Source organism: Streptomyces sp. NPDC059696, from assembly GCF_042733745.1.
Classification (GTDB): Bacteria; Actinomycetota; Actinomycetes; order Streptomycetales; family Streptomycetaceae; genus Streptomyces.
In genome coordinates this window covers 20,508-45,270 of the sequence record NZ_JBHWFG010000008.1, presented here as the reverse complement: position 1 = coordinate 45,270, position 24,763 = coordinate 20,508, and the positions used below count along the sequence as shown (strand labels likewise).

Sequence of the window (24,763 nt, the reverse complement as noted above, 5' to 3'; positions counted from 1 at the left end):
TCCACGCGCCGCGGCGACATCGCTGCCGCCCGATGCCCGTGCGACCCGCTGACCTGCGGTTCTGGGGGAGCAGCCGGACCGGTCGGGTACTCATGTCACGTCGACGTCGGCGTGCACCAGGTCGTGGTCCGAGGACGCGGTGGGATGCACGCCGTGCCCGAGGGGGGCGATGCCCCGTAGGAACACGTAGTCGAACTTGCTCAGCCAGTCGGTCGTCGTCCGGCAGCCGCCCGTGGGCGACGGACGGCACCGCGGGTCGGCGTCCGTGGCCAGTGCCCAGACGCCGGACAGTTCGGGGGCGTCCGGTACGGCGTTGAAGTCGCCGAGGAGGATCGCGCGGTCGTACCGGACGACCGCCGACGCCAGCACGAGGGCCTGCTCGGCCCGGACGGTCTCCTGACGCCGCTGGGCGAGGTGGGTGTTGAAGACCCGGACGGGCCGGCCGTCCACGGTGGTGGTGACGGCCATGTAGCCGCGGTCCTCGGAGCCGCCGTCGGGATACTCCACGACGACCCGGTCCGTCATCGGCGCGGCCGAGAGGATCGCCTGTCCGAAGGCTCCGGGGCTCCACGGCGCGCCCCCGCAGCGGCCCCACTTGCGCAGGACCGAGCCGTACTCGACGTGGTAGACCAGCCCGTGCAGGTTCTCCAGGTACTCCCGGATCCTCTCGACGTCCCGCACGCACGCTTCCTGCAGGCCGATGACCGCGGGGGCATGGGCGGCGATGTCCGCCGCCTTGTCGACGTCGCTCGCCTCGCAGGGGTTGCAGATGTTCCACGTCATGACCCGGTTCGGCACGACGTCCCGGGCGGCCACGGCGGGCTGCGCACCGGCGAAGAGGGCACCGTTCGGTGCGCTGGGGCCGATGAGCACCACGCAGACCGCCAGCGCGGCGCCCACGAGCAACCGTCCGCCCGTGCGCATGTCGAGCACCATCGCCTCCTCACGGCGGACCCGCCGGGCCTCGAGGTGTCCCCCTGCACGAGATTAGGGGACGGGGGCGCCGGCACGACGCGTGATCGGCGATCTCGTCGCCGTGGCCGGCGCACGCGGCCGACTGTCCCGTCGTGTGGGAGGGGAAGCGAGGCGCACGCCACACTCCTGGCGCCTTCGACGGTGCGGGGCCGGGCTGCGCGTAGGGTGGCCGTACTGGTGATCGACGCGGGCGGTGTGACGCATGGACTGGCAGAAGTTCGCCGAGGAAATGGCCGTGCTCGCGCGGACCCTGCTGAAGCAGGACTCCGTGCAGCAGACGCTGGACGAGATCGCGGCGTCGGCCGTGCGGCTGGTGGACGGCTGTGACGCGGCGGGCGTCCTCGCCGTGCGCAAGGGACGCGCCGTCACGCTGGCCTCGTACGGCGACATGGTCGAGGAGTCCGACCGTGTGCAGGGCGAGTTGGGTGAGGGGCCGTGCTTCGATCTCGCCCGTCGCGCGGACGACGACCGCGTGTTCCGGATCGTGGACATGGGCCGGCCCCAGCCGGACTGGCCCCGGTACGCCGAGGCCGCCCGCGGGCTGGGCATCGGCAGCATGACCGGGGTCCTGCTCTACACCCACGAACAGGACTTCGGCGCGCTCAATCTCTACGCCCGCCGCCCGGGCGCCTTCACCGAGGACATCGCGACCGCCGGCTGGCTGCTGGCCTCGCACGCGGCCGTCGCCCTCGCGGACGCCCGCACCATCGACCAGCTCGAACACGCGCTGGAGACCCGGCACGCCATCGGCGAAGCCATGGGGATCCTCATGGAACGCCACGGGATGAGCGACGAGGACGCGTTCAACGTGCTGCGCAGCATCTCCCAGCACCACAACGTCAAACTGCGCGACGTGGCCCAGCGCATCCGGGACAAGCGCTCCGACGACCGGGCCGACCGGGCCTGAAGACCCGGACGCCGCCTACAGACATCCGATGTCCACGGGCCGACGGCGCTCCCTGCCCGTCACCGTTCACGAACGCTGCCCGTCACCGTTCATGAACGACGACCGTCCTGTACCGCACGCACGCCCGGTGTTTGCTGCCCGCGCCCTGGACATGCGGCGTGGCGTCGCCGTCAATACGTCCCATGTCATCGCCGATCTTCCCGCTGGACTTACCGGCGTCGGACACCCCCGTCTCGCAGGCCCCGCCCCTGATCGACTCGCACCACCACGTGTGGGACCCGGATCGGCGCCCGCAGCCCTGGCTGGACGAGCCCGGTCTGGAACCGATCCGCCGCTCCCACGGTCTCCAGGACCTGCGCCGGGCGGCGGTCCGGGCGATCGCGGGCCGGTGGCTGGCCCGTACGGTCCTCGTGCAGTGCCTCCCGTCCCCGCAGGAGACGGCGGACCTGCTCGTCCTGGCCGACCGGGATCCGCTGGTGGGCGCGGTCGTGGGCCGGACCGATCTCACCGCGGCCGACGCCGGGGACCGGCTCGACGCGCTGCTCGCCGGCACCGGGGGCTCGTACCTGCGCGCCGTGCGGCACCTGGTGCAGGGGGAACCCGATCCGCAGTGGCTGCAGCGGCCGGCCGCCGAACGCGGCCTGCGCGCCGTCCAGGCGGCTCCGACTGGCCCGTCTGCGTCCTGGCCGGCGGCTGGGCACGCTGGGCGGCCACCGTGGACGAGCTGCTGCACGGCCTCTCCGAACACGAGAAGCAGGCCTTGCTGTGCGGCACGGCGACCGGCTTCTACCACTTGTCCCGGACCTGGGGCGGGGCCCGGTCATACCACTGACGGGACTGCTCCACCCGGCATCCTCGAAGCGCTCGTCCGGAGCCCGGCACGGGCCCCCTCCCCTGCTCGCCCACGGCCACCACCCCGCACGCACCGCCGTCGGCGAAGGGGAGCACGGTCCGTCTCAGCCTCTCCGGCGGCGTATGCCAGGCTCCACCGTCAGGGTGCTCATACCACTCCCTGGGCGGTCATCGCTTCGGCGACGCGGAGGAAACCGGTGGCGTTGGCACCGAACACGTAGTCGTCGGGGTCTCCCCCGTAGGTCGCGGCGGTGACACGGCACTGGGAATGCACCTGCCGCATGATGGCGGCGAGACGGTCCTCCGTGCGCTCGAAGGTCCAGCTGTCACGCGCGGCGTTCTGCTGCATTTCCAGCGCGGAGGTGGCGACCCCGCCCGCGTTGGCCGCCTTGCCCGGGCCGAACAGGATGCGGGCGTCGCGGAACACCTCGACCGCGTCGGGCGTGCAGGGCATGTTGGCTCCCTCGGCCACGGCGAGCACGCCGTTCTTCACCAGGGCCACGGCGTCCTGCTGGTTCAGCTCGTTCTGGGTCGCGCACGGCAGGGCGATGTCGCACGGCACGTCGAAGACCGAGCCCCGGTCGGAGAACCGCGCGGCCGGGCGCGCCTCGGCATAGGCGGAGATCCGGGCCCGGCGCACCTCCTTGACCTCCTTGAGCAGCTCCAGGTCCAGACCGTCCTCGTCGACCACGTAGCCGGAGGAGTCCGAGCAGGCCACCACGAGGCCACCCAGCGCGTGCACCTTCTCGGCGGCGTACACGGCCACGTTGCCCGAGCCGGAGATCACCACTCGTCGCCCCTCCAGGTGCTGTCCCCGGGTGGCGAGCATCTCCTGGACGAAGTGGACCGCGCCGTAGCCGGTGGCCTCGGTACGGGCGGGGGAGCCGCCCCAGCCGACCGGCTTGCCGGTGAGGACGCCGGCCTCGAAGCGGTTGGTGATCCGCTTGTACTGGCCGAAGAGGTAGCCGATCTCGCGGGCGCCCACGCCGATGTCCCCGGCGGGCACGTCGGTGTGCTCGCCGAGGTGGCGGTACAGCTCCGTCATGAACGCCTGGCAGAAGCGCATCACTTCACCGTCGGAGCGGCCCTTGGGGTCGAAATCGGCGCCGCCCTTGCCGCCGCCGATCGCCATGCCGGTCAGCGCGTTCTTGAAGATCTGCTCGAAGCCGAGGAACTTGACGATGCCGAGGTTGACGCTGGGATGGAAGCGCAGGCCGCCCTTGTACGGTCCGAGGGCGCTGTTGAACTCCACCCGGAAACCGCGGTTGACCCGCACCGTACCCTGGTCGTCCACCCACGGGACTCTGAACATCAGTTGCCGTTCCGGCTCGCAGAGCCGCTCCACGATGCGGGCGTCGACGTACTCCGGGTGCGCTTCGAGCACGGGCCCCATCGTGTGCAGGACTTCCTGTGCCGCCTGATGGAACTCGCTCTCGCCGGGGTCGCGTCGGCGGAGGGTGTCGTAGACGGCTTCGATGTGGGCGCTGACGTCCATGTGCGTGGTCTCTCTTCGCTCAGGTGCGGCCGGGCTCGCACCGGCCGGGGGTGCTCGCCCGTTCGCGATGACGGACACTCATCACCACGCGTGAACGCGCCGAAATACTCATCGGCGGTGTTCCACAGCGGCCGCCCGCACCGCGTCGGCCCGGCCCGCGTCGCACCACGCTCCTCCGGGCCGGCGCCCTACGGCCGAACCGTCGAGGCGAGCCAGCGGTCGTCCTGGAACTCGGCGGGGACCTCGTCCTCCCCCGGGTCGATCCCGCGGCGCTCCAGTTCGTCGAACCACCGGTCGCGCTGCGACTTCGGGAGGCGCCGTCCACACCAGGGGCAGAACTCGATCGTGATGCTCGCCCTGCCGCCGTCGTGAATGATCAGCCCGTACTCCTGGAACCTGGCGGTGAAGTCGACCAGCGTGTCCGGGCAGTCGAAGGGGTCGTCGTGCCGGTCGCAGCGCACGGTGACGCGGGCGGTCATCTCCTCGCAGCAGTGCTTCGGGGGCACGGTCATGACTGCGGCTTCTCGTCGATCGGCATCATGGCGAGAAGTAGATCACGGCCTGCGACACCGGCCGGCCGGTGTGTCAAAGGCGTTCGATGATGGTCACGTTGGCCTGGCCGCCGCCCTCGCACATCGTCTGCAGTCCGTAGCGCCCCCCGGTGCGTTCCAGCTCGTGCAGGAGCGTGGTGGCCAGCCGGGTCCCGGTGGCGCCCAGCGGGTGGCCGAGGGCGATGGCACCGCCGTTGACGTTGACCTTCCCGGGGTCGGCGCCGGTCTCCTTCGTCCAGGCCAGCACCACGGAGGCGAAGGCCTCGTTGATCTCGACCAGGTCGATCCGGTCGAGCGTCATCCCGGACTTCTTCAGCGCGTACGCGGTCGCCGGGATCGGGGCGGACAGCATGCGGATCGGGTCCTCCCCGCGCACCGAGAGGTGGTGGACGCGGGCCCTCGGGGTGAGGCCGTGTTCCCGTACGGCCCGCTCCGACGCGAGGAGCACGGCCGAGGCGCCGTCGGAGATCTGGGAGGACAGGGCCGCCGTCAGCCGGCCGTTCTCCATCAGCGGCGGCAGGCCCGCCATCTTCTCCCGGCTGGTGTCGCGGCGCGGCCCCTCGTCGTGGACCACGTCCCCGTACGCGACGGTCTCCCGGTCGAAGCGGCCCTCGTCGACGGCCCGGACCGCCCGCCGGTGGGAGCGCAGCGCGAACTCCTCCATGGCCTCGCGGGTGATGTCCCACTTGCGGGCGATCTCCTCGGCGCCGAGGAACTGGTTGACCGGCCGATCGCCGTAGCGGGCGCGCCAGCCGGCCGAGCCGGCGAACGGGCCCTCGGTCAGGCCCAGCGGTGCGGCGGCCTGACGGGTGGCGAAGGCGATGGGTATCTGCGACATGTTCTGCACGCCGCCCGCGACGACCAGGTTCTGGGTGCCCGAGAGGACGCCCTGCGCGGCGAAGTGCAGGGCCTGCTGCGAGGAGCCGCACTGGCGGTCGACGGTCACGCCGGGCACCTCTTCGGGGAGCCCGGCGGCCAGCCAGCAGGTGCGGGCGATGTCACCGGCCTGTGGGCCGACGGTGTCGAGGCAGCCGAACACCACGTCCTCCACGGCGGCCGGGTCGACGCCGGAGCGCTCCATCAGCGCGGTCAGCACATGCGCCCCGAGGTCGGCCGGGTGGACGGCGGACAGCCCGCCGCCCCGCCGCCCGACCGGGGTGCGCACCGCTTCGACGATGTAGGCCTCGGCCATGGCGTCTCCTCCTTGCTGTCTGCGGCTGTCTGCGGCTGTCTGCGACAGGCGGGTCTGTCTATGAGCCGGGCAGGGCGATGCCCTCCAGCACCATCGACAGGTACTGGCGGGCGATCTCCTCGGGGCTGTGCCGGCCGCCCGGCCGGTACCAGGACGCGGCGACCCAGACCGTGTCGCGCACGAAGCGGTAGGTGAGCCGTGCGTCCAGGTCGGCGCGGAACACCTTGGCGGCGACACCGCGCTCCAGCGTGCCCAGCCACGCCTTCTCGAACTTCTGCTGCGACGCGACGAGATACGCGAAGCGCGGCCGCGCCCCGAGGTGCCTGGACTCCTTCTGGTAGATGGCGACCGCGTCGAGGTGCCGGTCGATCTCGCGGAAGGACTCGGTGACGAGGGCCTCCAGCGTCTCCCTGGGGCCGAGCCCTGCGGAGAGCACGGCGTCGTAGCGCGCCCAGAGCTCGTCCAGGAAGCCGGAGAGGATCTCGTCCAGCATCGATTCCTTGGAGTCGAAGTGGTAGTAGAGGCTGCCCGCCAGCATCCCCGCCGCGTCGGCGATCTTGCGGACGGTCGTGGCGTTGTAGCCCTGCTCGGCGAAGACCCGGGCCGCGATGGCCAGCAGTTCCTCGCGCCGCTCGGGCGGGCTCACCGCGGGCTTCTTCTGGTTGCTGTCGTTGCTTTTCGGCACCGGAGCATTGTCGCCTCACGGGTGCTGGCTGCTGACCGACAGGACCTCGCCGGTCAGGTACGACGAGTAGCCGGAGGCCAGGAACACGATCACGTTGGCCACCTCCCAGGGTTCGGCGTGGCGGCCGAAGGCCTCACGGCCGGTCAGTTCCTCCAGCAGTTCGGGGGTGGTGACCTTGGCGAGGTGCGGGTGCACGGCGAGGCTAGGGGAGACGGCGTTGACCCGCACCCGGTAGGCGGCGGCCTCCACCGCGGCGCACCGGGTGAGGGCCATGACACCGGCCTTCGCGGCGGCGTAGTGGGCCTGCCCGCGCTGTGCGCGCCAGCCCATCACCGAGGCGTTGTTGACGACGACACCGCCGGCGTCCGCGGCCTTCATGCGGCGCAGTGCGGCGCGGGTGCAGCGGAAGGTGCCGTTGAGGGTGACGTCGAGGACCTTGTCCCACTGCTCGTCGGTCATGTCGACGACGTCGGCGGTGCCGCCGAGGCCCGCGTTGTTCACGACGATGTCCAGCCGTCCGTGCCGGTCCTCGGCGTGGTCGAACAGTGCGCCGACCTGGTCCTCGTCCGTGACGTCACAGGGCAGCGCGGTGACGCGGTCCGCGCCGAACTCGGCGGCCAGTGCCGCCTCGGACTCCTTCAGCCGGCGGGTGTGGGCGTCGGAGACCACGACCCGGGCGCCCTCCTCCAGCAACCGCCGGGCGGTCGCGCCGCCGATCCCGGCGCCCGCGGCGGCGGTGACGACGGCCGCACGGCCGGTCAGGAGGCCGTGGCCGGGGAGGTACGGCGGTGGGACCGAGGTCATGGACGGCTCCCGACGCTCGACTGCTGACGGGCCGTAGATTAACCTACCAAACAATTGTTAGGGAAGGAGCACGCGGATGCCCTCCGATCGCACCACGCCCCCGGAGCCGGTCCGTTACGAGCGCCGCGGCGCCGTCGCCCTGGTGACGATGGACCGGCCCGAGTACCGCAACGCCCAGAACTCCGCGATGACCTACGCCCTGGACCGGGCCTTCTACCGCGCCGCGGACGACGACGAGGTGAAGGCCGTGGTCCTCGCCGGAGCGGGGCGGCACTTCTCCGCCGGCCATGACATCGGCACCCCGGAGCGGGACGCGCACCTGCCGTTCGAGCGCAGGGCCGGGCTGTGGTGGGACCACTCGGACAAGCCGGGGGCGGAAAGCCGCTTCGCCCGTGAGTCCGAGGTGTACCTGGGCATGTGCCGGCGCTGGCGCGAACTGCCCAAGCCGGTCATCGCCTCGGTGCAGGGGGCGTGCGTGGCGGGCGGACTGATGCTCGCGTGGGTCTGCGATCTGATCGTCGCCTCCGAGGACGCCTTCTTCGCCGACCCGGTGGTGCGCATGGGCATCCCGGGGGTGGAGTACTTCGCCCACCCGTGGGTGATGCCGCCGCGGATCGCCAAGGAGTTCCTCTACACCGGCGACCGGATGAGCGCGCGGCGCGCCTACGAGGTCGGCATGGTCAACCGGGTCGTGCCCCGCGAGGAACTCGCGCGGCACACCTGGGAGTTGGCGGAGCGGGTGGCGCGAATGCCCCGGATGGGGCTGGCGTTGACCAAACGGGCCGTCAACCAGGCGGAGGACCTCCAGGGCCTGCACGCGGGACTGGACTCGGTCTTCGGGCTGCACCATCTCGCCCACGCCCACAACGCGGAGACGAGCGACGACTCCCTCGGCGGGATGGACGTGCGCGCGATGAAGGAGGCAGGCCGCTGATGGACCTCGACTTCACCGCCGCCGAGGACGCCTTGCGGTCCGAGGCCCGGGACTGGCTCGCCTCCCATGTGCCGTCCGTGCCGCTGCCGTCGCTGGAGACCGCCGAGGGGTTCACCGCCCACCGGGAGTGGGAGCGCACGCTGTTCGCCGACCGCTGGTCGGTGGTGTCCTGGCCCGGGGAGTTCGGCGGCCGGGGGGCCTCGCTGCTGGAGTGGCTGATCTTCGAGGAGGAGTACTACCGGGCCGGTGCGCCCGGCCGGGTCTCCCAGAACGGCATCAGCCTCCTCGCGCCCACGCTCTTCGAACACGGCACCGACGAGCAGCGCGCGCGGATCCTGCCGCCCATGGCGAGCGGTGAGGTGATCTGGGCGCAGGCCTGGTCCGAGCCCGAGGCGGGTTCCGACCTGGCCGCCCTGCGGTCCACCGCCGTACGGACGGAGGGCGGCTGGCGCATCAGCGGTCAGAAGACGTGGTCGTCCCGGGCGGCCTTCGCGGACCGCGCGTTCGGCCTGTTCCGCAGCGACCCTGACACCGGCCGCCCGCACCGGGGTCTGACGTACCTCATGTTCCCGCTGCGCGCGGACGGGGTCACCGTGCGGCCCATCGGGCGGCTGGACGGCAAGCCCGCCTTCGCCGAGCTGTTTTTGGACGACGTGTTCGTGCCGGACGAGGACGTCATCGGGGAGCCGGGGCAGGGCTGGCGGGTCGCGATGAGCACCACCGGCAACGAGCGTGGCCTGACGCTGCGCAGCCCTGGCCGCTTCATCGCCACGGCGGAGCGGCTGACCGCGCTGTGGCATTCCGCCCAAGCCCCGGATGCCGGTGCCGATCGCAGCTCGGCGGCCGATGCGGGCTCCGCCCTGCGCGACCGGGTCGCCGACGGGGTGATCGGCGCGCGCGCCTACCAGTTGTTCGCCTACGCCCACGCCTCCCGCATCGCCGCCGGCGGGTCGATCGGCGCCGAGTCCAGCCTCAACAAGGTCTTCTGGTCCGAGCTGGACATCGCCCTGCACGAGACGGCCCTCGATCTGCTCGGCCCCTGCGGCGAGCTGTCCGACCGGGCCGCCGACGCCGCGGCGCACGGCAGTTGGGCGGAGGGGCACACCTTCTCCCTGGCCGGGCCGATCTACGCCGGCACCAACGAGATCCAGCGCGACATCATCGCCGAGCGGCTGCTCGGCCTGCCGAAGGGACGCCGGTGATGCGGTTCCTCCTCGACGACGGGCAACGGGAGTTCGCTCGCGCCCTGGACGGCCTGCTCGGCTCGGCCGGCACACCCGGTGTCGTACGGTCCTGGGCGTCCGGCGACCACGGGCCCGGACGCGCTCTGTGGGGGCGGCTCGCCGAGGCCGGTGTCTTCGGCCTGGCGGTCCCCGAGGAGCACCAGGGTCTGGGGCCGCTGCCGGTCGAACTGGCCGTGGCCTTCGGCGAACTGGGCCGTCATGCCGTGCCCGGCCCGCTGGTCGAGACGGTCGCCGCCGGGGCCCTGCTGGGCCGGCTCGGGGGTGACACGGCCCGGTTCTGGCTGCCGCAGCTCGCGTCCGGCAAGGCCGTGGCGTCCTTGTGCGTCCTCGCTCCCGGAGGCAGCCCGTACGCCCTGGACGCCGACGCCGCCGACGCGGTGTTCGTCGTGGACGGCGACACCGTACGCCTCGCGCCATCGCACGGCCCGGTGCAGCCGTCGGCCGACCCGGCGCGGCGACTGGCCCGCCCGCTCGGCGCAGCGGTCCTGGAGCAGGGGTCCTCGGTGGAGGCGGCCGCCGCGCACGCCTGCGACGTCGCCGCGCTGGCCACGGCCGCCCAAGCCCTCGGACTGGGGCGGGCGTTGCTGGAGCGCACGGTGCAGTACGTGCGGCAGCGCACCCAGTTCGGGGTGGCCATCGGCTCGTTCCAGGCGGTGAAGCACCGCCTGGCCGACACCCTCGTCGCCCTGGAGTTCGCCCGGCCGCTGGTCCACGCCGCCGCCCTGGCCCTGGCGGCGGACGATCCGACGGCCGGCCGGGAGGTCGCCGCGGCGAAGGTGTCGGCCTGCGAAGCGGCGTACGGGGCGGCGCGGACGGCCCTGCAGCTCCACGGGGCGGTCGGCTACACCGACGAACCGGACGTGTCCCTGTGGATCCGCAAAGCCCGCCCGCTGCGCACCGCGTGGGGCACCCCGGCCGTCTGCCGGGCACGGGTCCTCGCGCCCCACGGTCGGGGGGAGCCGCGCACGCACCACCTCACGCGACCGTCGGAAGCCGGCCCAGAGTCGCCTGCGCCTCCGCCATGATCCCGTCGACGAGTTCGGCGCAGGACGGCAGGTCGTCGATCAGTCCCCCGACCTGGCCGCACGCCATCACGCCCAGGTCGGTCCGGCCGTCGACCATCGCGGCCTTGAGCAGCATCGGCGTGTTGGCCGCCAGCAGGACCTGGCTCCAGGCGAGGTCCTTGCCGTGGCGCATCGCCCGACCGTCACGCACCAGAGCGGCCCAGCTCATGCCCGACTCCCGTCGGAAGGCGGAGGCGTGCCGGAGGGCGCGCAGCAGGGAGGTGAGGCGGCCGGAACGCTCCAGCGCGTCCACCAGGTCGCTGCGCAGCATCCGGTGGGGCAGGCCGTCGACCTTGGTGGTGACGGTGACGTCCTGGACGCCCGCCGCGAGGTAGCGGGCCTTGACGGCGTCGGGGACGGTGCTGTCGGAGGTGAGCAGGAAGCGCGTGCCCATGGCGATGCCGGCGGCGCCGTAGGCCAGGGCCGCCACCAGCCCGCGTCCGTCGCGGAAGCCGCCGGCGGCGATCACCGGGATGTCGACGGCGTCCACCACCTGCGGGAGCAGCACGGTGGTGGCGACGCCGCCGGTGTGGCCGCCGCCCTCACCGCCTTGCACCAGTACGGCGTCCGCGCCCCAGGCCGCGACCTTCTCGGCGTGCCGCCGGGCGCCCACGGAGGGGATGACGACAACCCCGGCGTCCTTCAGACGGGTGATCAGCTCCGGCCTCGGCGCGAGCGCGAACGAAGCGACCTTGACGCCCTCGTCCAGGATGATCCGCACCCTCTCCCCCGCGTCCGAGGCGTCGGCCCGCAGATTCACCCCGAAGGGAGCTTCCGTGCGCGACTTGACCTCGCGCACGGCCGAGCGGAGCTGTTCCGGGGTCATGGTGGCGGACGCGAGGATGCCCAGGGCTCCGGCGCCGGCCGCGGCGGAGACCAGCCGGGGCCCGGCCACCCACCCCATGCCCGTCTGCACGATCGGGGTGCGTACGCCGACGAGTTCGGTGAGGGCCGTGGTGATCGCGGTGCCGTTCATGCGGACACCTCACGGTCACGGGCGCGCCCCGGGTCGACGACCTCGCGGATCAGACGCAGTTCCTCAGGGGTGGGCTCGCGGGTGTACGGCACCTCGTCGGGGACGGCGAGCGCGAAACCCGTGGCTTCGAGCACCTGCTCGACGGTGACTCCCGGATGCAGCGAGCGCAGCCGCATCGAGTGGTCCGGTGTGGCGAAGTCGAAGACGCCCAGGTTGCTGACCACCTCCTTGACGTGGTGGAAGCGGGTGGCGGACGGGCCGGCCTCGGCGGCGCGGTCGTAGCCGACTCCGCAGACCATGTCGACCTGTTCGACGAAGACGCGCGGGGAGTGCTGGGGCACCCAGTAACTCGTCGGGTTGTTCAGGGTGTTGCCGGGTGCTCCCCGTACGCCCAGCAGTTGCCGGGTGGGGCGGGTCCAGTCGCCGATGCAGGAGATGTTCTGGTTTCCGTGACGGTCGATCTGGCCGGCGCCCATCATCACGTGCCGCCGCCCCGTGGCCACGAGGGTCAGGTGCCGGCGGTAGGGCAGCCAGCCCTCCACCACCCGGGCGCGGGCACCGAGCGCCGGGACGTCGCCGATGAGCAGTGCTTCGCCGTCGGTGAGCAGCAGGTCGGGTGCGAACGTCAGCTTCGCCAGCCGGGCGCCGATGGTGGGCACGGTGCCCATGGGGCTTGCCAGGATCTCTCCGGCCTGGCGCCAGGCCTCCGCACAGGCCACGACGCAGTATTCGGCGCGGGTCGTCTCCTTCGTCGCGGAACCGCTCACGCCCGCTCCTCGTGGAAGGCCGCGACCTCGGCTCGGTAGGTCTCCTCGTCCACGGACAGATAGCGAGCGGTGAAGGCCTGCCACGCCTCCGGGTCGCGGGCCGCCTGGACGTAGGCGCGCTGGAAGGGCTCGTCACGGTCGTGGTCGGGGGCGCAGGAGGTGAAGTGCGCGCCGTGGGGCGTCCGCACGACCCCGGTCACGAAGGCACGCTCGACCAGCAGGGATTGGGGGTGCGCGTCCTTCAGCAGGGCGGCGGTGTCGACGAGTTGCTCGCAGGAGACGTACGCGGCGTCGGCGGCCTGGCAGAAGAGGTCGTCGAAGTACGGGTCGGGCCCCAGGTATTGGGCGTTGCCTTGGGCGTCCGCCCGGTTGAGGTGCACCAGCGCCGCGTCCAGGCGTAACGCGGGGGCCGCGACGAGCTCCTCGCCGTCCTCGTAGGGCGAGACCACCGTGCGCAGGTGCGGGTTGACCCTCATCACGTCGGAGCCGAGGCCGGCCCGGACCGGCAGGAAGGGCAGCCGCTGCGCGGCGGCCGTCAGGCCCCACATGAACATCGCCTCGTCCAGCTCGACCAGGTCGAAGGCAGCGCGCTGCCGCGCCGCGGTGAAGTGCGGCTCCAGCGGGACGGAGTCCAGGGTGGCGAACGGGGCCACGAGGGTGCGGATCCGTCCCGCCGCGGCGAGCAGGCCGACGTCGGGTCCGCCGCAGGACACCACGGTCAGACCGGTGACGTCGGAGCGCAGCAGGGCACGGACCAGTGCCATCGGCTTGCGGCGCGAACCCCACCCGCCGATCCCGATCGTCATGCCGCTGCGCAGCCGCGCGACGACCTCCTCGGCCGTCATCGTCTTGTCGCTCAACGGGGCTCCCCTTCCGACGAGGTGGACGACACGAACGCCTCGCGGTACCGGTCCGAGATGCCGCTGAGGTTGGCCTCGAAGGTGAAGCCCTGCTCGAAGCGGTAGCTGCGGCGGACGTCCACGGGGTCGATGCCGTTGATCGACGCCTTGGCGAAGCGGAGGAGCTGCCCGTCCTTCGCGGCGATCTCCCTGGCCAGTTCCATGGCCGCGGCGGGCAGTTGCTCGCGCGGGACGACCCGCCACACCGAGCCGTGGCGGTGCAGTTCCCCGGCCGTCACGGTGCGCGAGGTGTAGTAGAGCGTCCGCATCAGGTGCTGCGGGACCAGCCGGGCCAGATGCGTGGCCGCGCCGAGCGCGCCCCGGTCCAGCTCGGGCAGGCCGAAGGTCGCGTCGTCGCTCGCCACGATCGAGTCGGCGTTGCCCACCAGCCCGATGCCGCCGCCGACGCAGAAGCCGTGTACCGCGGCGACCACCGGGACCTCGCAGTCGTAGACCGCGGCGAACGCCTCGTAGCAGCCGCGGTTGGTGCCGACCAGCGCCGTGTAGCCCTCGGTGCGCTGCATCTCCTTGATGTCGGCCCCGGCGTTGAAGCCGCGTCCGGTCGCGGTGAGGACGACGCAGCGCACGCGGGGATCGGCGCCGGCCGTGCGCACCGCGGCGGCCAGGTCGTACCAGCCCCGGACGGGAAGGGCGTTGACCGGTGGGAAGTCCACGGTGATGACGGTGATGCCCTCTTCGGGGCTTGTGGTGGAGACACCCATGAGCAGATCAGCTACCTTTCCACCAAACGTTTGTTAGGCGCGAAGGTAGCAGCGGGGTACGCGTCACGGGAGGTCCCTCATGGCAACGGTCACCGATCTGAGCGGACGGGTGGCGGTGGTCACGGGCGGCACGCGGGGGGTCGGCGCCGGCATCGCGCGGGCCCTGCTGGAGTCCGGGGCCGAGGTGGTGACCTGTGCGCGGCGCCCCGCGGACCGGCCCGTCGAAGCGGGCGGGCGCAGCGCCCGGTTCCTTCCGGTCGACCTGCGCGACGCGCACGCCGTCGCCGCGTTCTTCGCGCGGGTGAGCGGCGAGTACGGCCGGCTGGACGTCCTCGTCAACAACGCGGGGGGCACGCCGTACCGGCTGCTCGAGGAGGGCTCGGCCGCACGGCACGCCCGGGTGGTCGAGCTGAACCTGCTGGCCCCCCTGACCGCCTCCCTCGCCGCCTACGAGCAGATGCGCTCCCAGCCGGGCGGCGGCTCGATCGTCATGGTCGGCAGTGTCAGCGGCAGCCGCCCGTCCCCGGGCTCGGCGGCCTACGGGGCGGCCAAGGCGGGGCTGGAGAACCTGGCCCGCAGCATGGCCGTGGAATGGGCCCCGGCCGTCAGGGTCAACACCCTGGTCGTCGGCATGGTCCGCACCGAGCTGTCGCATCTGCACTACGGCGACGAGAGCGGCGTCGAGGCCGTGGGGCGCACGGTGCCGCTCGGCCGGCTGGCCGACCCCTCCGAGGTGGGCGACGCCTGTGTGTTCCTCGCCTCCGCACGCGCCTCCTACATCAGCGGCGCGAGCCTGCTCGTCCACGGCGGTGGCGAACGTCCGGCGTTCCTCGACGCCGCCACCGCCGGCCACTGACCCCGTGAGCACCCGGGGCCGTCCAACGAGAGGACCCAGCATGTCCGGACTGTGCAGCGAACGCGTCGCGATCGTCACCGGGGCGGGGCGCGGACTCGGCCGGGCGCACGCCCTCGCCCTGGCCGCCGAGGGGGCGAAGGTCGTCGTCAACGACCTCGGGGCCGGCCTCGACGGCACGGGACGCGAGGCGGGGCCCGCCCGGCTGGTCGCCGAGGAGATCGTCGCCCGGGGCGGGCAGGCGGTCGCCCACGGCGGGGACGTCGCCACGACCGAGGGCGCGGCCTCGCTGATCCGCACCGCCGTCGAGACCTACGGGCGGCTCGACACCCTGGTCAACAACGCCGGCTTCCTGCGCGACCGCATGCTGGTGAACCTCGACGAGGACGACTGGGACGCCGTCCTGCGCGTCCACCTCACAGGGCACTTCCTGCCGCTGAAGCACGCGGCGGCCCACTGGCGGGCGGAGACCAAGGCGGGCCGCGCACCACAGGCCCGGGTCGTCAACACCAGCAGCGGGGCGGGGCTGCTGGGCAGTGTCGGCCAGGGCAACTACTCCGCGGCCAAGGCGGGGATCGTCGGACTGACGCTGGTCGCCGCCGCCGAGATGGGCCGCTACGGCGTGCTGGTCAACGCCATCGCCCCGGCGGCCCGCACCCGGATGACCGAGACGGCCCTCGCCGCGGCCATGGCGGCCCCCGGCACAGGCTTCGACGCCATGGCACCGGAGAACGTGTCCCCGCTCGTCGTGTGGCTGGGCTCCACGTCCTCGGCCGGGGTGACCGGGCGGGTCTTCGAGGCGGAGGGCGGCCGCATCACCGTCATGGAGGGGTGGCGCCCCGGCCCCACGGCGGACAAGGGCGCCCGCTGGTCCCCGGCGGAGGCCGGGGAGACGGCGCTGAAGCTTCTCGCGGAGGCGACGCCGCCGGGGCCGGTGTACGGCGCGCGATGACGACGGCCGGAGCGGAGATCCGGGTTCAGTAGCTGTCGTAGCCGGGCTTGCCGATCGGCCGGTAGACGCCGACGACGGTGCCGCTCTTCGTCGTCGTGACACTGATCGGCTCCAGAGCGGTGGGGACCGCTCCGTCGGCGAACAGCCGCTTCCCGGTGCCGATGATCACCGGATGGATGGTCAGCCGGTACTCGTCGACCAGGTCGTGCCGCATGAGCGTCTGGGCGAGGTCGCCGCTGCCGACGACGTTGATGTCACCGCCGTCGGACGCCTTCAGCGCGCGCACGGCGTCCACCACGTCGCCCTCCAGCAGGGTGGAGTTCTGCCATTCCAGGGACGTCAGGGTCCGGGACGCCACGTACTTGCGCATGCTGTTCATCCGCTCGGTGAACGGGTTGGCCGGGTCGGCGGTCGGCCAGTACGCCGCGAAGATGTCGTACGTCTTGCGGCCGAGCAGCATCGCGTCGGAGGGCTCGTACCAGCCGGCGATGGCAGCGCCGACCTCGTCGTCGGACACCGGCTTCTGCCAGCCGCCGTGCTCGAAGCCGCTCTCGGCGTCCTCGTCCGGACCGCCCGGCGCCTGCATGACGCCGTCCAGCGAGAGGAACGTGCAAACGATGATCTTGCGCATGGTGCGCTCCCTTCGTATCGAGGGGTGGACCGCGCGGCGGGCGGAAACTCATCGGTGGGGTCTCGAAGACACGGCTCGGCAGCTCGGCGTGGATCACCGTCGGCGGCGATCAGAGGGGGCGGCGCGGGCTCCCCGCGGCGACGAAGGGGACCTGGGCCGCGGGAGACGGCTGACGCCACGGTGCTATCGGACTTCAGCGTCATCGGCGACCCGCTGGTGCGGCGGGACGCGATCAAGGTGCGTCCCCTCGCGGGGCTACGACGGACGCGCTGCTGGTGCTGGAGCGCCGTCCTTCGGTCTCCGTACCGCGGGCGGTCCGCGACCCGCACGACTCCTTCGTGCGCAATGCCCATGCGTCCGGCGTCCCTCGGCGGCGGCAGACGGAAGGGTGACCCCGGCTGCCGCGCCGAAGCGATCGCGTACGGCCCCGCATGTTCGTGCAGGACCACCGGCCGGAAACCGTCAACGGGCCGCGTGTGCCGCCCAGTCCAGGATCTGTACGGCTGCCCCGGCGGCCTCCAGGCCATGGCAGCGGGCGTGGTGGCGGCGTTCGATGCCGCCGAGGTCGAGGTGGGCGCCGAACGCCGGGTGGGCGGTCAGGCGGCGGGCGTAGGCCCAGAGTGCGGGGTGGTCGGCGATGCGCTGGACGGCGGAGGCGTCCAGATGGTTGCGGTGCACGGTGTCGAGTTGCACCAGGGCGACCCACAACTCGACGTCGGCGGCCGTGACGTCGTCGCGGAGCACGTACGTCCGACCGGCCAGCCAGCGCTCCAGCGCGCCCAGGGAGTCCAGGAGTGTGTCAAGAGCCGCCTCGCGGTCGGCCGGTCCGCCGTCGGCCGATCCGGCGCGCTGCGCGGGCTGTTCGATGCCCTGTGCGCACATCCGCTCGACGGCCTCGATCTCCGACTCCGCGCCGCACGGGTAGAGCGAGGGGCCGCCGGTGGCGAAGCGGCGGGCGAGGTCGCGCATGATGTCCTGGGCGTGGGTGCTGACGATCCGTCCGGACCAGTCGTCGCTGAGCACGGGAGCGACGGCCGGACCGGTGTACCGGTGGGCGCTCGCCTCGTACAGCGGACGCAGGGCCGAGTGCCCGCCGTCGGCAGAGTCGGGCACGGCGGGCAGGAAGGTCACCGGACAGACGGTGGCGCGGCCGAGCAGGCTGTGGGCGACGGCGATGCGCAGGCCGTCCGGGCAGGCGGTCGACAGGTGGAGGCGGTAGCGGCCGGGTACGGCGTAGTGGCCGCTGCGCGCGTCCCTGCCGATGCGGCCGCGGAAGGCCGGTACGGGCCGGTCGGAGGTGTGTGCGGCCGGCGGTGCGACGGTCATGGTTCTCCCCGGGAGCGGGCGCGGACGAACGCGCGGGCGGACGAACGCGCGGGCGGAAGCGACGTCGGACGAGGGAGCAGGGCTCACCGTGCGCACCGGACAGGACGAGACCTCAGGGAACGGGGACGCCGTCGGCGCGGGATGGGCGCGGCTCAGCCCTGGGACCTGATCGCGCTGCAGACGCGCTGCAGGTCGATGTGGCGGCGGGAGGTGAGCAGGAGAGGCGGACGGCTCACGCGGACGGTGACCGGTTCCAGGCGCCTCATTTTTTCCCTACCTCTTCACTGGGATTCCCTCAGCGAGTGTCGATCCGACCGGCACCGGCGTCAAGGGGTCCGTCCCGCATGACGGACGAGCCGCCGGACGGCGGGGCCCCGCGCGGTGCCGGGTCCTGTACACATGACTGACAAGAAGCCGTCATACACGGGCGGAATGCGGTGCGGCCCGCGCCCGTTCCGACTGACATGACCGTGGGAGTAGCGCTCAACGCGTCCGACGCACCGAACCAGATCGACGCCACCGCGCAACTCGCCCGCGAGGCAGCGGAGTTCGGGCTCTCGTCGGAAAGCTGGCGGACGGGATCCTGCCCACTCCGGCGGCAGCCGGGCCGCCGACCTGGCCGTGATCGGCGACGAGAAGGCGGTCGAGGCCGAGGTACGCCGTTACCGCGACGCCGGTGCCACCTAGGTCGTGTTCTCGAGCACGGAGATCGCCGGGGAGACCACCACCGCCGCACCTGGCGGCTCCTGGGCGAACTGTCCCGCTGAGCGCTTCCGCCCGCCCGGCGAGCCCCCTGCACCCCCGCTCCCCTGCTCCCCTGCTCCCCTGCTCCCCTGCTCTCCTGCTCTCCTGCTCTCCTGCTCTCCTGCTCTCCTGCTCTCCTGCTCTCCTGCACTGTCCCCCGCTACGAAGGAGACTCCCCATGACCACCGAGGCCGGCACGCCGGACCTGCACGCCTTCACCGAGACCTGGCTGGAGTGGTACCGCGCCCAGGAGGCCCGGCTCGCCGCCCCGCACGGTTTCCTCGCGGTCACGGGCCTGCACTGGCTCGACGACCGGCCCCAGCGCTTCCCGGACGCGCCCGGCGCGTGGCACACCGGCCCCGAGGGAGTCGTCGTAGTGCTCGACGAAGGCGAGGAACTACTCGTCGACGGCACTCCGGTACGCGGTGAGCACCACTTCGGCGTGCTGCCCGAGCGCGGCGGCGTCGACGCGGTCTGGGGAGACGCTGTCATCGAGGTCGCCAAGCGCGGCGGCAACGACATCGTGCGGCCCCGGCACCCGGACGCGCCGCTGCGCACGGCCTTCACCGGTACGCCCGCCTACGCCCCCGACCCGCGCTGGGCCGTGCCGGGCCGCTACGTCCCCTTCGACACGCCACGGCCCACCACCGTGGGGGCCGCCGTCGAGGGCCTTGAGCACGTGTACGACGCACCCGGCAGGATCGAGTTCGAGCTGGCCGGGCGGCAGTTGTCCCTGACCGCGTTCCCCGGCGCCGGTGCGGGCCGGCTGATGGTGCTGTTCACCGACGCGACCTCCGGCGTCACCACCTACGCGGCCAACCGGGCCCTGTCCGTGGAGCCGCCCACCGCCGAGGGCACGGTCGTCCTGGACTTCAACCGTGCCGCGAACCTGCCGTGCGCCTACACGGACCTGGCCACATGTCCGCTGCCCCCGGCCGAGAACCGGCTGCCGGTGGCGATCGAAGCCGGACTGAAGATCCCCCGTGAGCGCGGGGGCTCCTGAGCCGGGCTCGGACCTCGGCCACCCGTCACCGGCACGACGCCCCACAGAGTGACCCCGCGGGCTCACCGGGTAGTGCGACGTCAAAGCCGGGTAGTGCGACGTCAAAGCAAGGAGACTGTTCTTCGCTGTTCTTCGTCACTCGGCAACGCCACCGGCACCTCCGGGCGCAGCGTGCCCGGGATCTTCTGCACTTCCTGCGGGAGCCGCCGGCCATCGGCCACACTCGTCACGCGGCGTGCACGCGTCGCCACCGACTGGTCGGGTTCTCGGGGGGATCTGTGATGACGTGGGGGCCTGGGTCGCGGGAGCTGCTGTCGCGCGTGGCGGAGCGGGCGCGTCTGCGGCAGCTCGTCGCCGATGCCCGGCAGGGGCGAAGCGGCGTTCTCCTGCTGCGGGGCGAGCCGGGGATCGGCAAGAGCGCCCTGCTGGAAGAGACGGTGGCGGAGGCTGCCGGGATGACCGTGCTGCGGGCCACGGCCATCGAGATGGAAGCGGAGCTGGCCTTCGCGGGGCTCGGCGAGCTGGTGCGTCCCTTGAGGCACCTCATCGACCGGTTGCCGTCGGCACAGGCGAGCGCCCTGCGCACCGCCCTGTCCCTGGAGGAAGGACACGCCCCGGACACGGTGACCCTGGGAGCCGCCACACTGACGCTGCTCACGGACGCCGCGGACACCACACCCGTCCTGGTCGCCGTGGACGACGCCCACTGGATGGACGAGGCCAGCGCACGGCCCCTGCTCTTCGCCCTTCGGCGCTTACAGGCCGAGGGGGTGGCGGTGCTGGTCACGGCACGCGACAGCGAGGAATGCCGATTCACCGGGGCCGGCCTCCCGACCGTGACTCTCAGCGGACTCGAACCGGCCGCAGCCGCCGCGCTGGTGCGAAGGGTGACTGACATCCCCGCCGACAGCGAGGCGTTCCAGCGCCTCTACCGGGAGACCGCCGGCAACCCGCTGGCCCTGCTGGAGGCAGCGGCCGCGCTGGGCCGTGCCGAAGGGGCCGCACCGACCCCCGACGGTCCTCTGCCGGTGGGGCCGCGGCTGACCGCCGCCTACTCCGTCCGGTTGGCCGGTCTTCCGGAGACCGCGCGCCGCGCGGTGACGGTTGCGGCAGCCGGATACACGGAGGAGGCAGCGGTCCTGGAGGCTGCGCTTCGTCAACTGTCCCTGGACACGCAGGCCCTGGAGGTGCTTGAGGCCGCGCACCTCATCGACCGGTCCGGCGGCAGGGTCGGATTCGTGCATCCGCTGCTGCGCGCCGCCGCGTACCACACGGCGACGGCCGAGCAACGACGAGAAGCCCACCGCGCCTTGGCCGGGGCACTCGCCGACCGAACCGGTCCGGTGGACCGTGACCAACGCAGCTGGCACCTCGCCGCGGCGGCGGCCGGCCCGGATCGGGCCGCCGCATCGGCGCTCGCCGACACCGCGGCCAACGCCCGCGACCGGGGTGCTCTGCCCGCCGCGGTCCGTGCCTTCGAACGAGCCGCCGATCTTTCGGCCGCCCCGGTCGACCGGGGCCGCCACCTGCTGGCGGCCGCCGAGGTCGCGCAGCTTGCCGGCCGAGGGGACCGGGCGCTGGCCCTGGCCGAGGCGGCGACGAACGCCACCGACGACGCCGCGGTGCGCGCCGGGGCAACCGGGATGCGCAGTCAGATCCTGCTGCTGCGCCAGCCACCGCGCCGTGTCCACGACCAGTTGGTCGACATGGCCGTTGGACTTGAGGCGGCGCAGGCGGTGCCGTTGCTGGTCGCCGCCGCGGGCGCGGCATGCATGGGGGGCGCGATCGCCCAGGCGCGCGCGACCGCCGAGCGAGCCGCGTCGTCCTGCGACGGTGCCGCCTCGGCCTTCGGTCACCCTGCGGCCCTGATGCGGGCCCATACGATGATGCTGGCCGGTGAACGCAGCGAAGCCGCCGCCGTGTTGGATGCCTGCGACACGTTCCTCACCACCACCGACCCGCTCTCCATCGGCGTCGAGGCGACGAGCTTCTCCACGATGGATCTCATGTGGCTCGAACGGTTCCCCGCCGCGCGGACGCTGCTGGAACGAGCCGTTCGTGGTGCGCGCAGGATCGGCGCCTCCGAGCGACTCGTCCCGTACCTGACCGTCCTGGCCGAGACCCAGCTGCGCACCGGGTACTGGGACGACGCCTACGCACTGGCAGGCGAAGGTGCCGCCCTCGCCGCCGAGATCGGCCAGCCGGTCCTTCAGGCCTACGCCGTCTCCACGTTGGCCCGGATAGAGGCTGCACAGGGCCGCGCCGAGAAGTGCGCCGAGCACGCCCGCCAGTTTCGTGCACTCATCGAGGGCCGGGGCGCGGAACTGGTCAGCCCCTACGTGGAGGCCGCACTCGGTCTCCTCGATCTGGGCACCGGCAAGGACTCCGACGCTGCGGCCCGCCTCCATGATCTGCAGCAGCAGGTGACCGCCGCAGGGCTGAGGGAACCGGTCGTGCTGCAGCACCAGCCCGACCTGATCGAAGCGTGCCTGGCCGCGGACGACTTGTCCGCAGCGCGGGCCGCGCTGGACGAACTCGTGGGTCAGGTCGAGCAGGCCCCCTCCGCGTGGGGACGTGCCGTGAGCGCACGGTGCCGAGGGCTCGTCCACGCCGACGAGGACGCTTTCCAGGAGGCCCTGCGGCACCACGAGCAACTGCCCGATCCCTACGCCAGGGCCCGCACCGAACTCGCCTACGGCCGCTTCCTGCGGAGGCGGAGAAAGCGCGGTGACGCCCGCCGTCCGCTCGTCGCGGCCCGCCAGGTGTTCGAGCGCCTTCGCGCGGATCCGTGGACGGCGCTCGCCGAGAGGGAACTCCGGGCGGCCGGATTCGACACACCCACCCGCCGCGGCCATGAGCCCGCCGCGCTGACCGAACGCGAGACGCAGATCGCGGTCCTTGTCACCAAAGGCCACACCAATCGCGAAGTTGCCGCGGCGCTCTTCCTGTCGGACAAGACAGTCGAGTACCACCTCAGCCACATCTACGCCAAGCTGTCCATTCGCTCACGAGTCGAACTTGCCGGTCTCCTGGCCGTCGACCCGCGCATTCCCGCATGAGTGGGAGTACGACCGCGCAGGACCCGGCACTCGCGAGACCTCACATGAAGCGCCCTCAAGGCTAGGGAGATCCCTGGTGTGCCCCCGGGGTGTCACTCCGTAGCGTGCACAGCGCCAGGCGCTCCCCGGCCGCGTGATCGTGACGGACGAGCCATCCCATGCGGACCCATGCGGAAATTCGTGCTCTTAACAATCTTGGTGGTGCGGCGACGACTTTCCCTCGAGCGCGTCGAGAAGGCGGGGGCGGCACCCGCCGGACGCGAGGAAAGGCAGGACAGCGATGACAACCGACGACCGCGACCTGGTTGCCAGGTATCGCGCCGGGGAGTACGAGGCCGGCCGGCAGTTGCTGGACCACCATTGGCACACCCTCTTCAAGGCGGCACTGCCCAGGCTGGGCAACAACTGGCACGACGCCGAGGAGGCCGTCGTCGACGCCTTCGCGGCGCTGGCGAAGGACACCAAGCCGATCAGGAACGCGGAAGCCTGGCTGAGGAGGGTCGTCGGCCGCAAGGCGGTGGACCTGGTCCGAAGGAGGCCACCGACGCCGGCCGGCGAACCCGAGGAGTCTTTGCCGGCCGGTGATCCGGGAGTGGAACGGATCACCGAACAGAGGGCCTTCGTGGCCCTTCTGCAAGCTCTGGACCACGAGGAACGGCGCATCATGGCGGCGGCCATCGACGACGCCACCACGGACAAGCCGGCTCTCGAACAAGCGCGGGCGCTGAATCTGCAGCTGCACGCGGACTACTACCCGGGCACTCGTCGCGCACGGCAGCAGGCGGCCGACGCGCGGCTCCTGCTGCACATGCTGCAGGCGGCCGAACCCTGCCCGGGCCTGCTTCTCGCATGCGGGACGACGCCCGGCCAGGAGGGCCCCGGGCTGACTCCGCGGGGTCGCAAGGCCGGACTCAAGCACGTCGAGGAGTGCGACGACTGCCAAGCCGCGCGGGACGAGGTGAAGCACCGCACATGGGTGCCGGGGGTGGTGGCCGCCCCGTCGCGGGAACTGTACGACCGGATCCGCGAAGTCTGCGACGCGACGAGCTTGAGGTCGACGGGGACGACCACGACACCGAAGGAGGTGAACAGTGGTGCCGGGCGCGGCTCCAAGCGTGCCGGAAGGCGCGGTGCCACCAGGACGGCCTTCATCGCTACCGCCGACAGGAGCGCGCGGCGGCGGCCGCGCCGACGGGTCGGCAAAGCCCTGACAGCGAGCCTGGCCGCACTCCTCGCCGCGATCGTCTTCGCGAACGAGGGCAAGGGGAGCATCTCGCTGCCCGATGTCCGCAGCATCCCGGGCCTTGAGGAGATCACCGCCCAGGGAGGTTCGTCGGGGGAATCGACCTCCGGGCACCACGTCGGCGGAAGCGGAAACGCGGGAGGCGGGGGCAACGAGAACCGACGCCCCGAGAACGGCGGTAAGGAGAAGGGGGGTAGCGAGAAGGGGGGTAGCAAGAACGGCGGCAGTGAGAACGGCGGCTCGGAGAACGGTGGATCGGAGAACGGTGGGTCGGAGAACGGCGGCTCCGAGAACGGCGGTTCGGAAAACGGTGGATCGGAGAACGGCGGCTCCGAGAACGGCGGTTCGGAAAACGGTGGATCGGAGAACGGCGGCTCCGAGAACGGTGGATCGGAGAACGGCGGCTCCGAAAACGGCGGCGCAGGGAACGGCGAAATGGGCAACGGCGGTATCGAGGACACCACCGGTCCCACCGTCAGCCTGGCCGGGATCAGCACGGGCGCGGTCGGCCAGGAGGTCCTGGACAACCACGGCTCGCTGATGCAGACCTGCGGCCCGAGCGGAACCCCCACCACCTACAGCGTGCGCGTGGCGGCATCCGATCCCTCGGGCATCTTCCGGCTCACCCTGTACATCCAGCACCCCACCGACGGGACGTACACGTCCAGCTCGGGCATCGCCGACGGGGACGCCGTCCGTTTCGACATCCCGGCCTACCGGACGGGTCCAAAGCCCCTGGAAACGGTGCAGTTGCGGCTCCACGCCTTGGCCAAGGACATGAACGGCAATCGCACGGAGGCCGATCTCGGGACGCTGCCGCTGTACGAGTGCGGCGAGCCCGGCTGAGCGGGACGACCCGGACACCCGGCCGTCCCTGTCACCCGT

The 24,763-nt window shown here is 72.4% G+C and carries 23 protein-coding genes and 1 pseudogene; 11 read left to right on the top strand and 13 right to left on the bottom strand.

Annotation, left to right across the window (positions count from 1 at the left end; genetic code table 11):
- Nucleotides 1-90 precede the first annotated feature (90 nt).
- Nucleotides 91-936, bottom strand: a complete 846-nt coding sequence (locus ACFV20_RS10870) for an endonuclease/exonuclease/phosphatase family protein (protein WP_385654980.1) — start codon at nt 934-936, stop codon at nt 91-93.
- Between the two features lie 241 nt (nt 937-1,177).
- Here ACFV20_RS10870 and ACFV20_RS10865 point away from each other — a divergent pair, with 241 nt between their 5' ends.
- A complete protein-coding gene (locus ACFV20_RS10865) occupies nt 1,178-1,882 on the top strand; it encodes a GAF and ANTAR domain-containing protein (RefSeq protein ID WP_385654978.1) in 705 nt (234 codons plus the stop codon).
- Nucleotides 1,883-2,492: 610 nt separating this feature from the next.
- On the top strand, nt 2,493-2,714 hold the full coding sequence (locus ACFV20_RS10860) for a hypothetical protein (RefSeq protein ID WP_385654976.1): 222 nt from the start codon (nt 2,493-2,495) through the stop codon (nt 2,712-2,714).
- Nucleotides 2,715-2,882: 168 nt separating this feature from the next.
- Here the strand turns inward: ACFV20_RS10860 and gdhA are convergent, their stop codons facing one another.
- From gdhA to ACFV20_RS10835, 5 genes are all read right to left on the bottom strand, one after another.
- The gene (gene gdhA, locus ACFV20_RS10855; protein WP_385654974.1) at nt 2,883-4,229 is read right to left on the bottom strand and encodes an NADP-specific glutamate dehydrogenase; all 1,347 of its coding nucleotides are present in this window, start codon (nt 4,227-4,229) and stop codon (nt 2,883-2,885) included.
- 188 nt (nt 4,230-4,417) lie between these two features.
- Nucleotides 4,418-4,741, bottom strand: a complete 324-nt coding sequence (locus ACFV20_RS10850) for a DUF6980 family protein (protein WP_385654971.1) — start codon at nt 4,739-4,741, stop codon at nt 4,418-4,420.
- Between the two features lie 73 nt (nt 4,742-4,814).
- Complete coding sequence (locus ACFV20_RS10845; protein ID WP_385654969.1) at nt 4,815-5,972, bottom strand: acetyl-CoA C-acetyltransferase; 1,158 nt, start codon at nt 5,970-5,972, stop codon at nt 4,815-4,817.
- A gap of 58 nt (nt 5,973-6,030) precedes the next feature.
- A complete protein-coding gene (locus ACFV20_RS10840) occupies nt 6,031-6,657 on the bottom strand; it encodes a TetR/AcrR family transcriptional regulator (RefSeq protein ID WP_385654967.1) in 627 nt (208 codons plus the stop codon).
- A 15-nt stretch (nt 6,658-6,672) separates the two neighbouring features.
- Nucleotides 6,673-7,461 (bottom strand): SDR family oxidoreductase, encoded by a 789-nt coding sequence (locus ACFV20_RS10835; protein WP_385654965.1) that lies wholly within the window; start codon nt 7,459-7,461, stop codon nt 6,673-6,675.
- A 76-nt stretch (nt 7,462-7,537) separates the two neighbouring features.
- On the opposite strand from ACFV20_RS10835, the gene ACFV20_RS10830 reads away from it, so the two are divergent.
- Genes ACFV20_RS10830 through ACFV20_RS10820 form a run of 3 tightly spaced genes read left to right on the top strand, consistent with a single transcriptional unit; the run spans nt 7,538 to nt 10,664 of the window.
- Complete coding sequence (locus tag ACFV20_RS10830; protein ID WP_385654963.1) at nt 7,538-8,395, top strand: enoyl-CoA hydratase; 858 nt, start codon at nt 7,538-7,540, stop codon at nt 8,393-8,395.
- Nucleotides 8,395-9,597: an acyl-CoA dehydrogenase family protein gene (locus ACFV20_RS10825; RefSeq protein WP_385654962.1), complete on the top strand. Its 1,203-nt coding sequence runs from the start codon at nt 8,395-8,397 to the stop codon at nt 9,595-9,597. The genes ACFV20_RS10830 and ACFV20_RS10825 overlap by 1 nt, the downstream gene beginning before the upstream one ends.
- Nucleotides 9,597-10,664, top strand: a complete 1,068-nt coding sequence (locus ACFV20_RS10820) for an acyl-CoA dehydrogenase family protein (RefSeq protein WP_385655300.1) — start codon at nt 9,597-9,599, stop codon at nt 10,662-10,664. The genes ACFV20_RS10825 and ACFV20_RS10820 overlap by 1 nt, the downstream gene beginning before the upstream one ends.
- On the opposite strand, the gene ACFV20_RS10815 is transcribed toward ACFV20_RS10820, so the two are convergent.
- Genes ACFV20_RS10815 through ACFV20_RS10800 form a run of 4 tightly spaced genes read right to left on the bottom strand, consistent with a single transcriptional unit; the run spans nt 10,615 to nt 14,067 of the window.
- On the bottom strand, nt 10,615-11,664 hold the full coding sequence (locus tag ACFV20_RS10815) for an NAD(P)H-dependent flavin oxidoreductase (RefSeq protein ID WP_385655299.1): 1,050 nt from the start codon (nt 11,662-11,664) through the stop codon (nt 10,615-10,617). The genes ACFV20_RS10820 and ACFV20_RS10815 overlap by 50 nt on opposite strands.
- A gap of 11 nt (nt 11,665-11,675) precedes the next feature.
- A complete protein-coding gene (locus ACFV20_RS10810; protein ID WP_385654960.1) occupies nt 11,676-12,446 on the bottom strand; it encodes a CoA-transferase subunit beta in 771 nt (256 codons plus the stop codon).
- Nucleotides 12,443-13,291, bottom strand: coding sequence for a CoA transferase subunit A (locus tag ACFV20_RS10805; RefSeq protein ID WP_385655297.1), 849 nt, complete (start codon nt 13,289-13,291; stop codon nt 12,443-12,445). The genes ACFV20_RS10810 and ACFV20_RS10805 overlap by 4 nt, the downstream gene beginning before the upstream one ends.
- 11 nt (nt 13,292-13,302) lie before the next feature.
- The gene (locus tag ACFV20_RS10800; RefSeq protein WP_385654958.1) at nt 13,303-14,067 is read right to left on the bottom strand and encodes an enoyl-CoA hydratase family protein; all 765 of its coding nucleotides are present in this window, start codon (nt 14,065-14,067) and stop codon (nt 13,303-13,305) included.
- 79 nt (nt 14,068-14,146) lie between these two features.
- Between ACFV20_RS10800 and ACFV20_RS10795 the strand changes: the two genes are divergently transcribed.
- Complete coding sequence (locus ACFV20_RS10795) at nt 14,147-14,923, top strand: SDR family oxidoreductase (RefSeq protein ID WP_385654956.1); 777 nt, start codon at nt 14,147-14,149, stop codon at nt 14,921-14,923.
- A 40-nt stretch (nt 14,924-14,963) separates the two neighbouring features.
- Nucleotides 14,964-15,872 (top strand): SDR family oxidoreductase, encoded by a 909-nt coding sequence (locus ACFV20_RS10790; RefSeq protein WP_385654955.1) that lies wholly within the window; start codon nt 14,964-14,966, stop codon nt 15,870-15,872.
- Nucleotides 15,873-15,897: 25 nt separating this feature from the next.
- On the opposite strand, the gene ACFV20_RS10785 is transcribed toward ACFV20_RS10790, so the two are convergent.
- The 3 genes from ACFV20_RS10785 to ACFV20_RS10775 form a co-directional block, all read right to left on the bottom strand.
- Nucleotides 15,898-16,503, bottom strand: a complete 606-nt coding sequence (locus ACFV20_RS10785; RefSeq protein WP_385654954.1) for a dihydrofolate reductase family protein — start codon at nt 16,501-16,503, stop codon at nt 15,898-15,900.
- Between the two features lie 462 nt (nt 16,504-16,965).
- Nucleotides 16,966-17,829: a glutathione S-transferase C-terminal domain-containing protein gene (locus tag ACFV20_RS10780; RefSeq protein ID WP_385654952.1), complete on the bottom strand. Its 864-nt coding sequence runs from the start codon at nt 17,827-17,829 to the stop codon at nt 16,966-16,968.
- A gap of 152 nt (nt 17,830-17,981) precedes the next feature.
- On the bottom strand, nt 17,982-18,095 hold the full coding sequence (locus ACFV20_RS10775) for a putative leader peptide (protein WP_344369967.1): 114 nt from the start codon (nt 18,093-18,095) through the stop codon (nt 17,982-17,984).
- Nucleotides 18,096-18,420: 325 nt separating this feature from the next.
- On the opposite strand from ACFV20_RS10775, the pseudogene ACFV20_RS10770 reads away from it, so the two are divergent.
- The 4 genes and pseudogenes from ACFV20_RS10770 to ACFV20_RS10755 form a co-directional block, all read left to right on the top strand.
- Nucleotides 18,421-18,596 (top strand): annotated as a pseudogene (locus ACFV20_RS10770) (LLM class F420-dependent oxidoreductase); the annotation flags it as partial.
- Between the two features lie 155 nt (nt 18,597-18,751).
- Complete coding sequence (locus ACFV20_RS10765; protein WP_385654950.1) at nt 18,752-19,576, top strand: DUF1684 domain-containing protein; 825 nt, start codon at nt 18,752-18,754, stop codon at nt 19,574-19,576.
- Nucleotides 19,577-19,857: 281 nt separating this feature from the next.
- Nucleotides 19,858-22,635 carry an AAA family ATPase gene (locus ACFV20_RS10760; RefSeq protein ID WP_385654948.1) on the top strand — a complete coding sequence of 926 codons (2,778 nt, stop codon included), beginning with the start codon at nt 19,858-19,860 and terminating at the stop codon, nt 22,633-22,635.
- 280 nt (nt 22,636-22,915) lie between these two features.
- Entirely contained in the window at nt 22,916-24,724 is a 1,809-nt protein-coding gene (locus ACFV20_RS10755; protein ID WP_385654947.1) for a hypothetical protein, read from the top strand.
- The last annotated feature ends 39 nt before the right edge of the window (nt 24,725-24,763 follow it).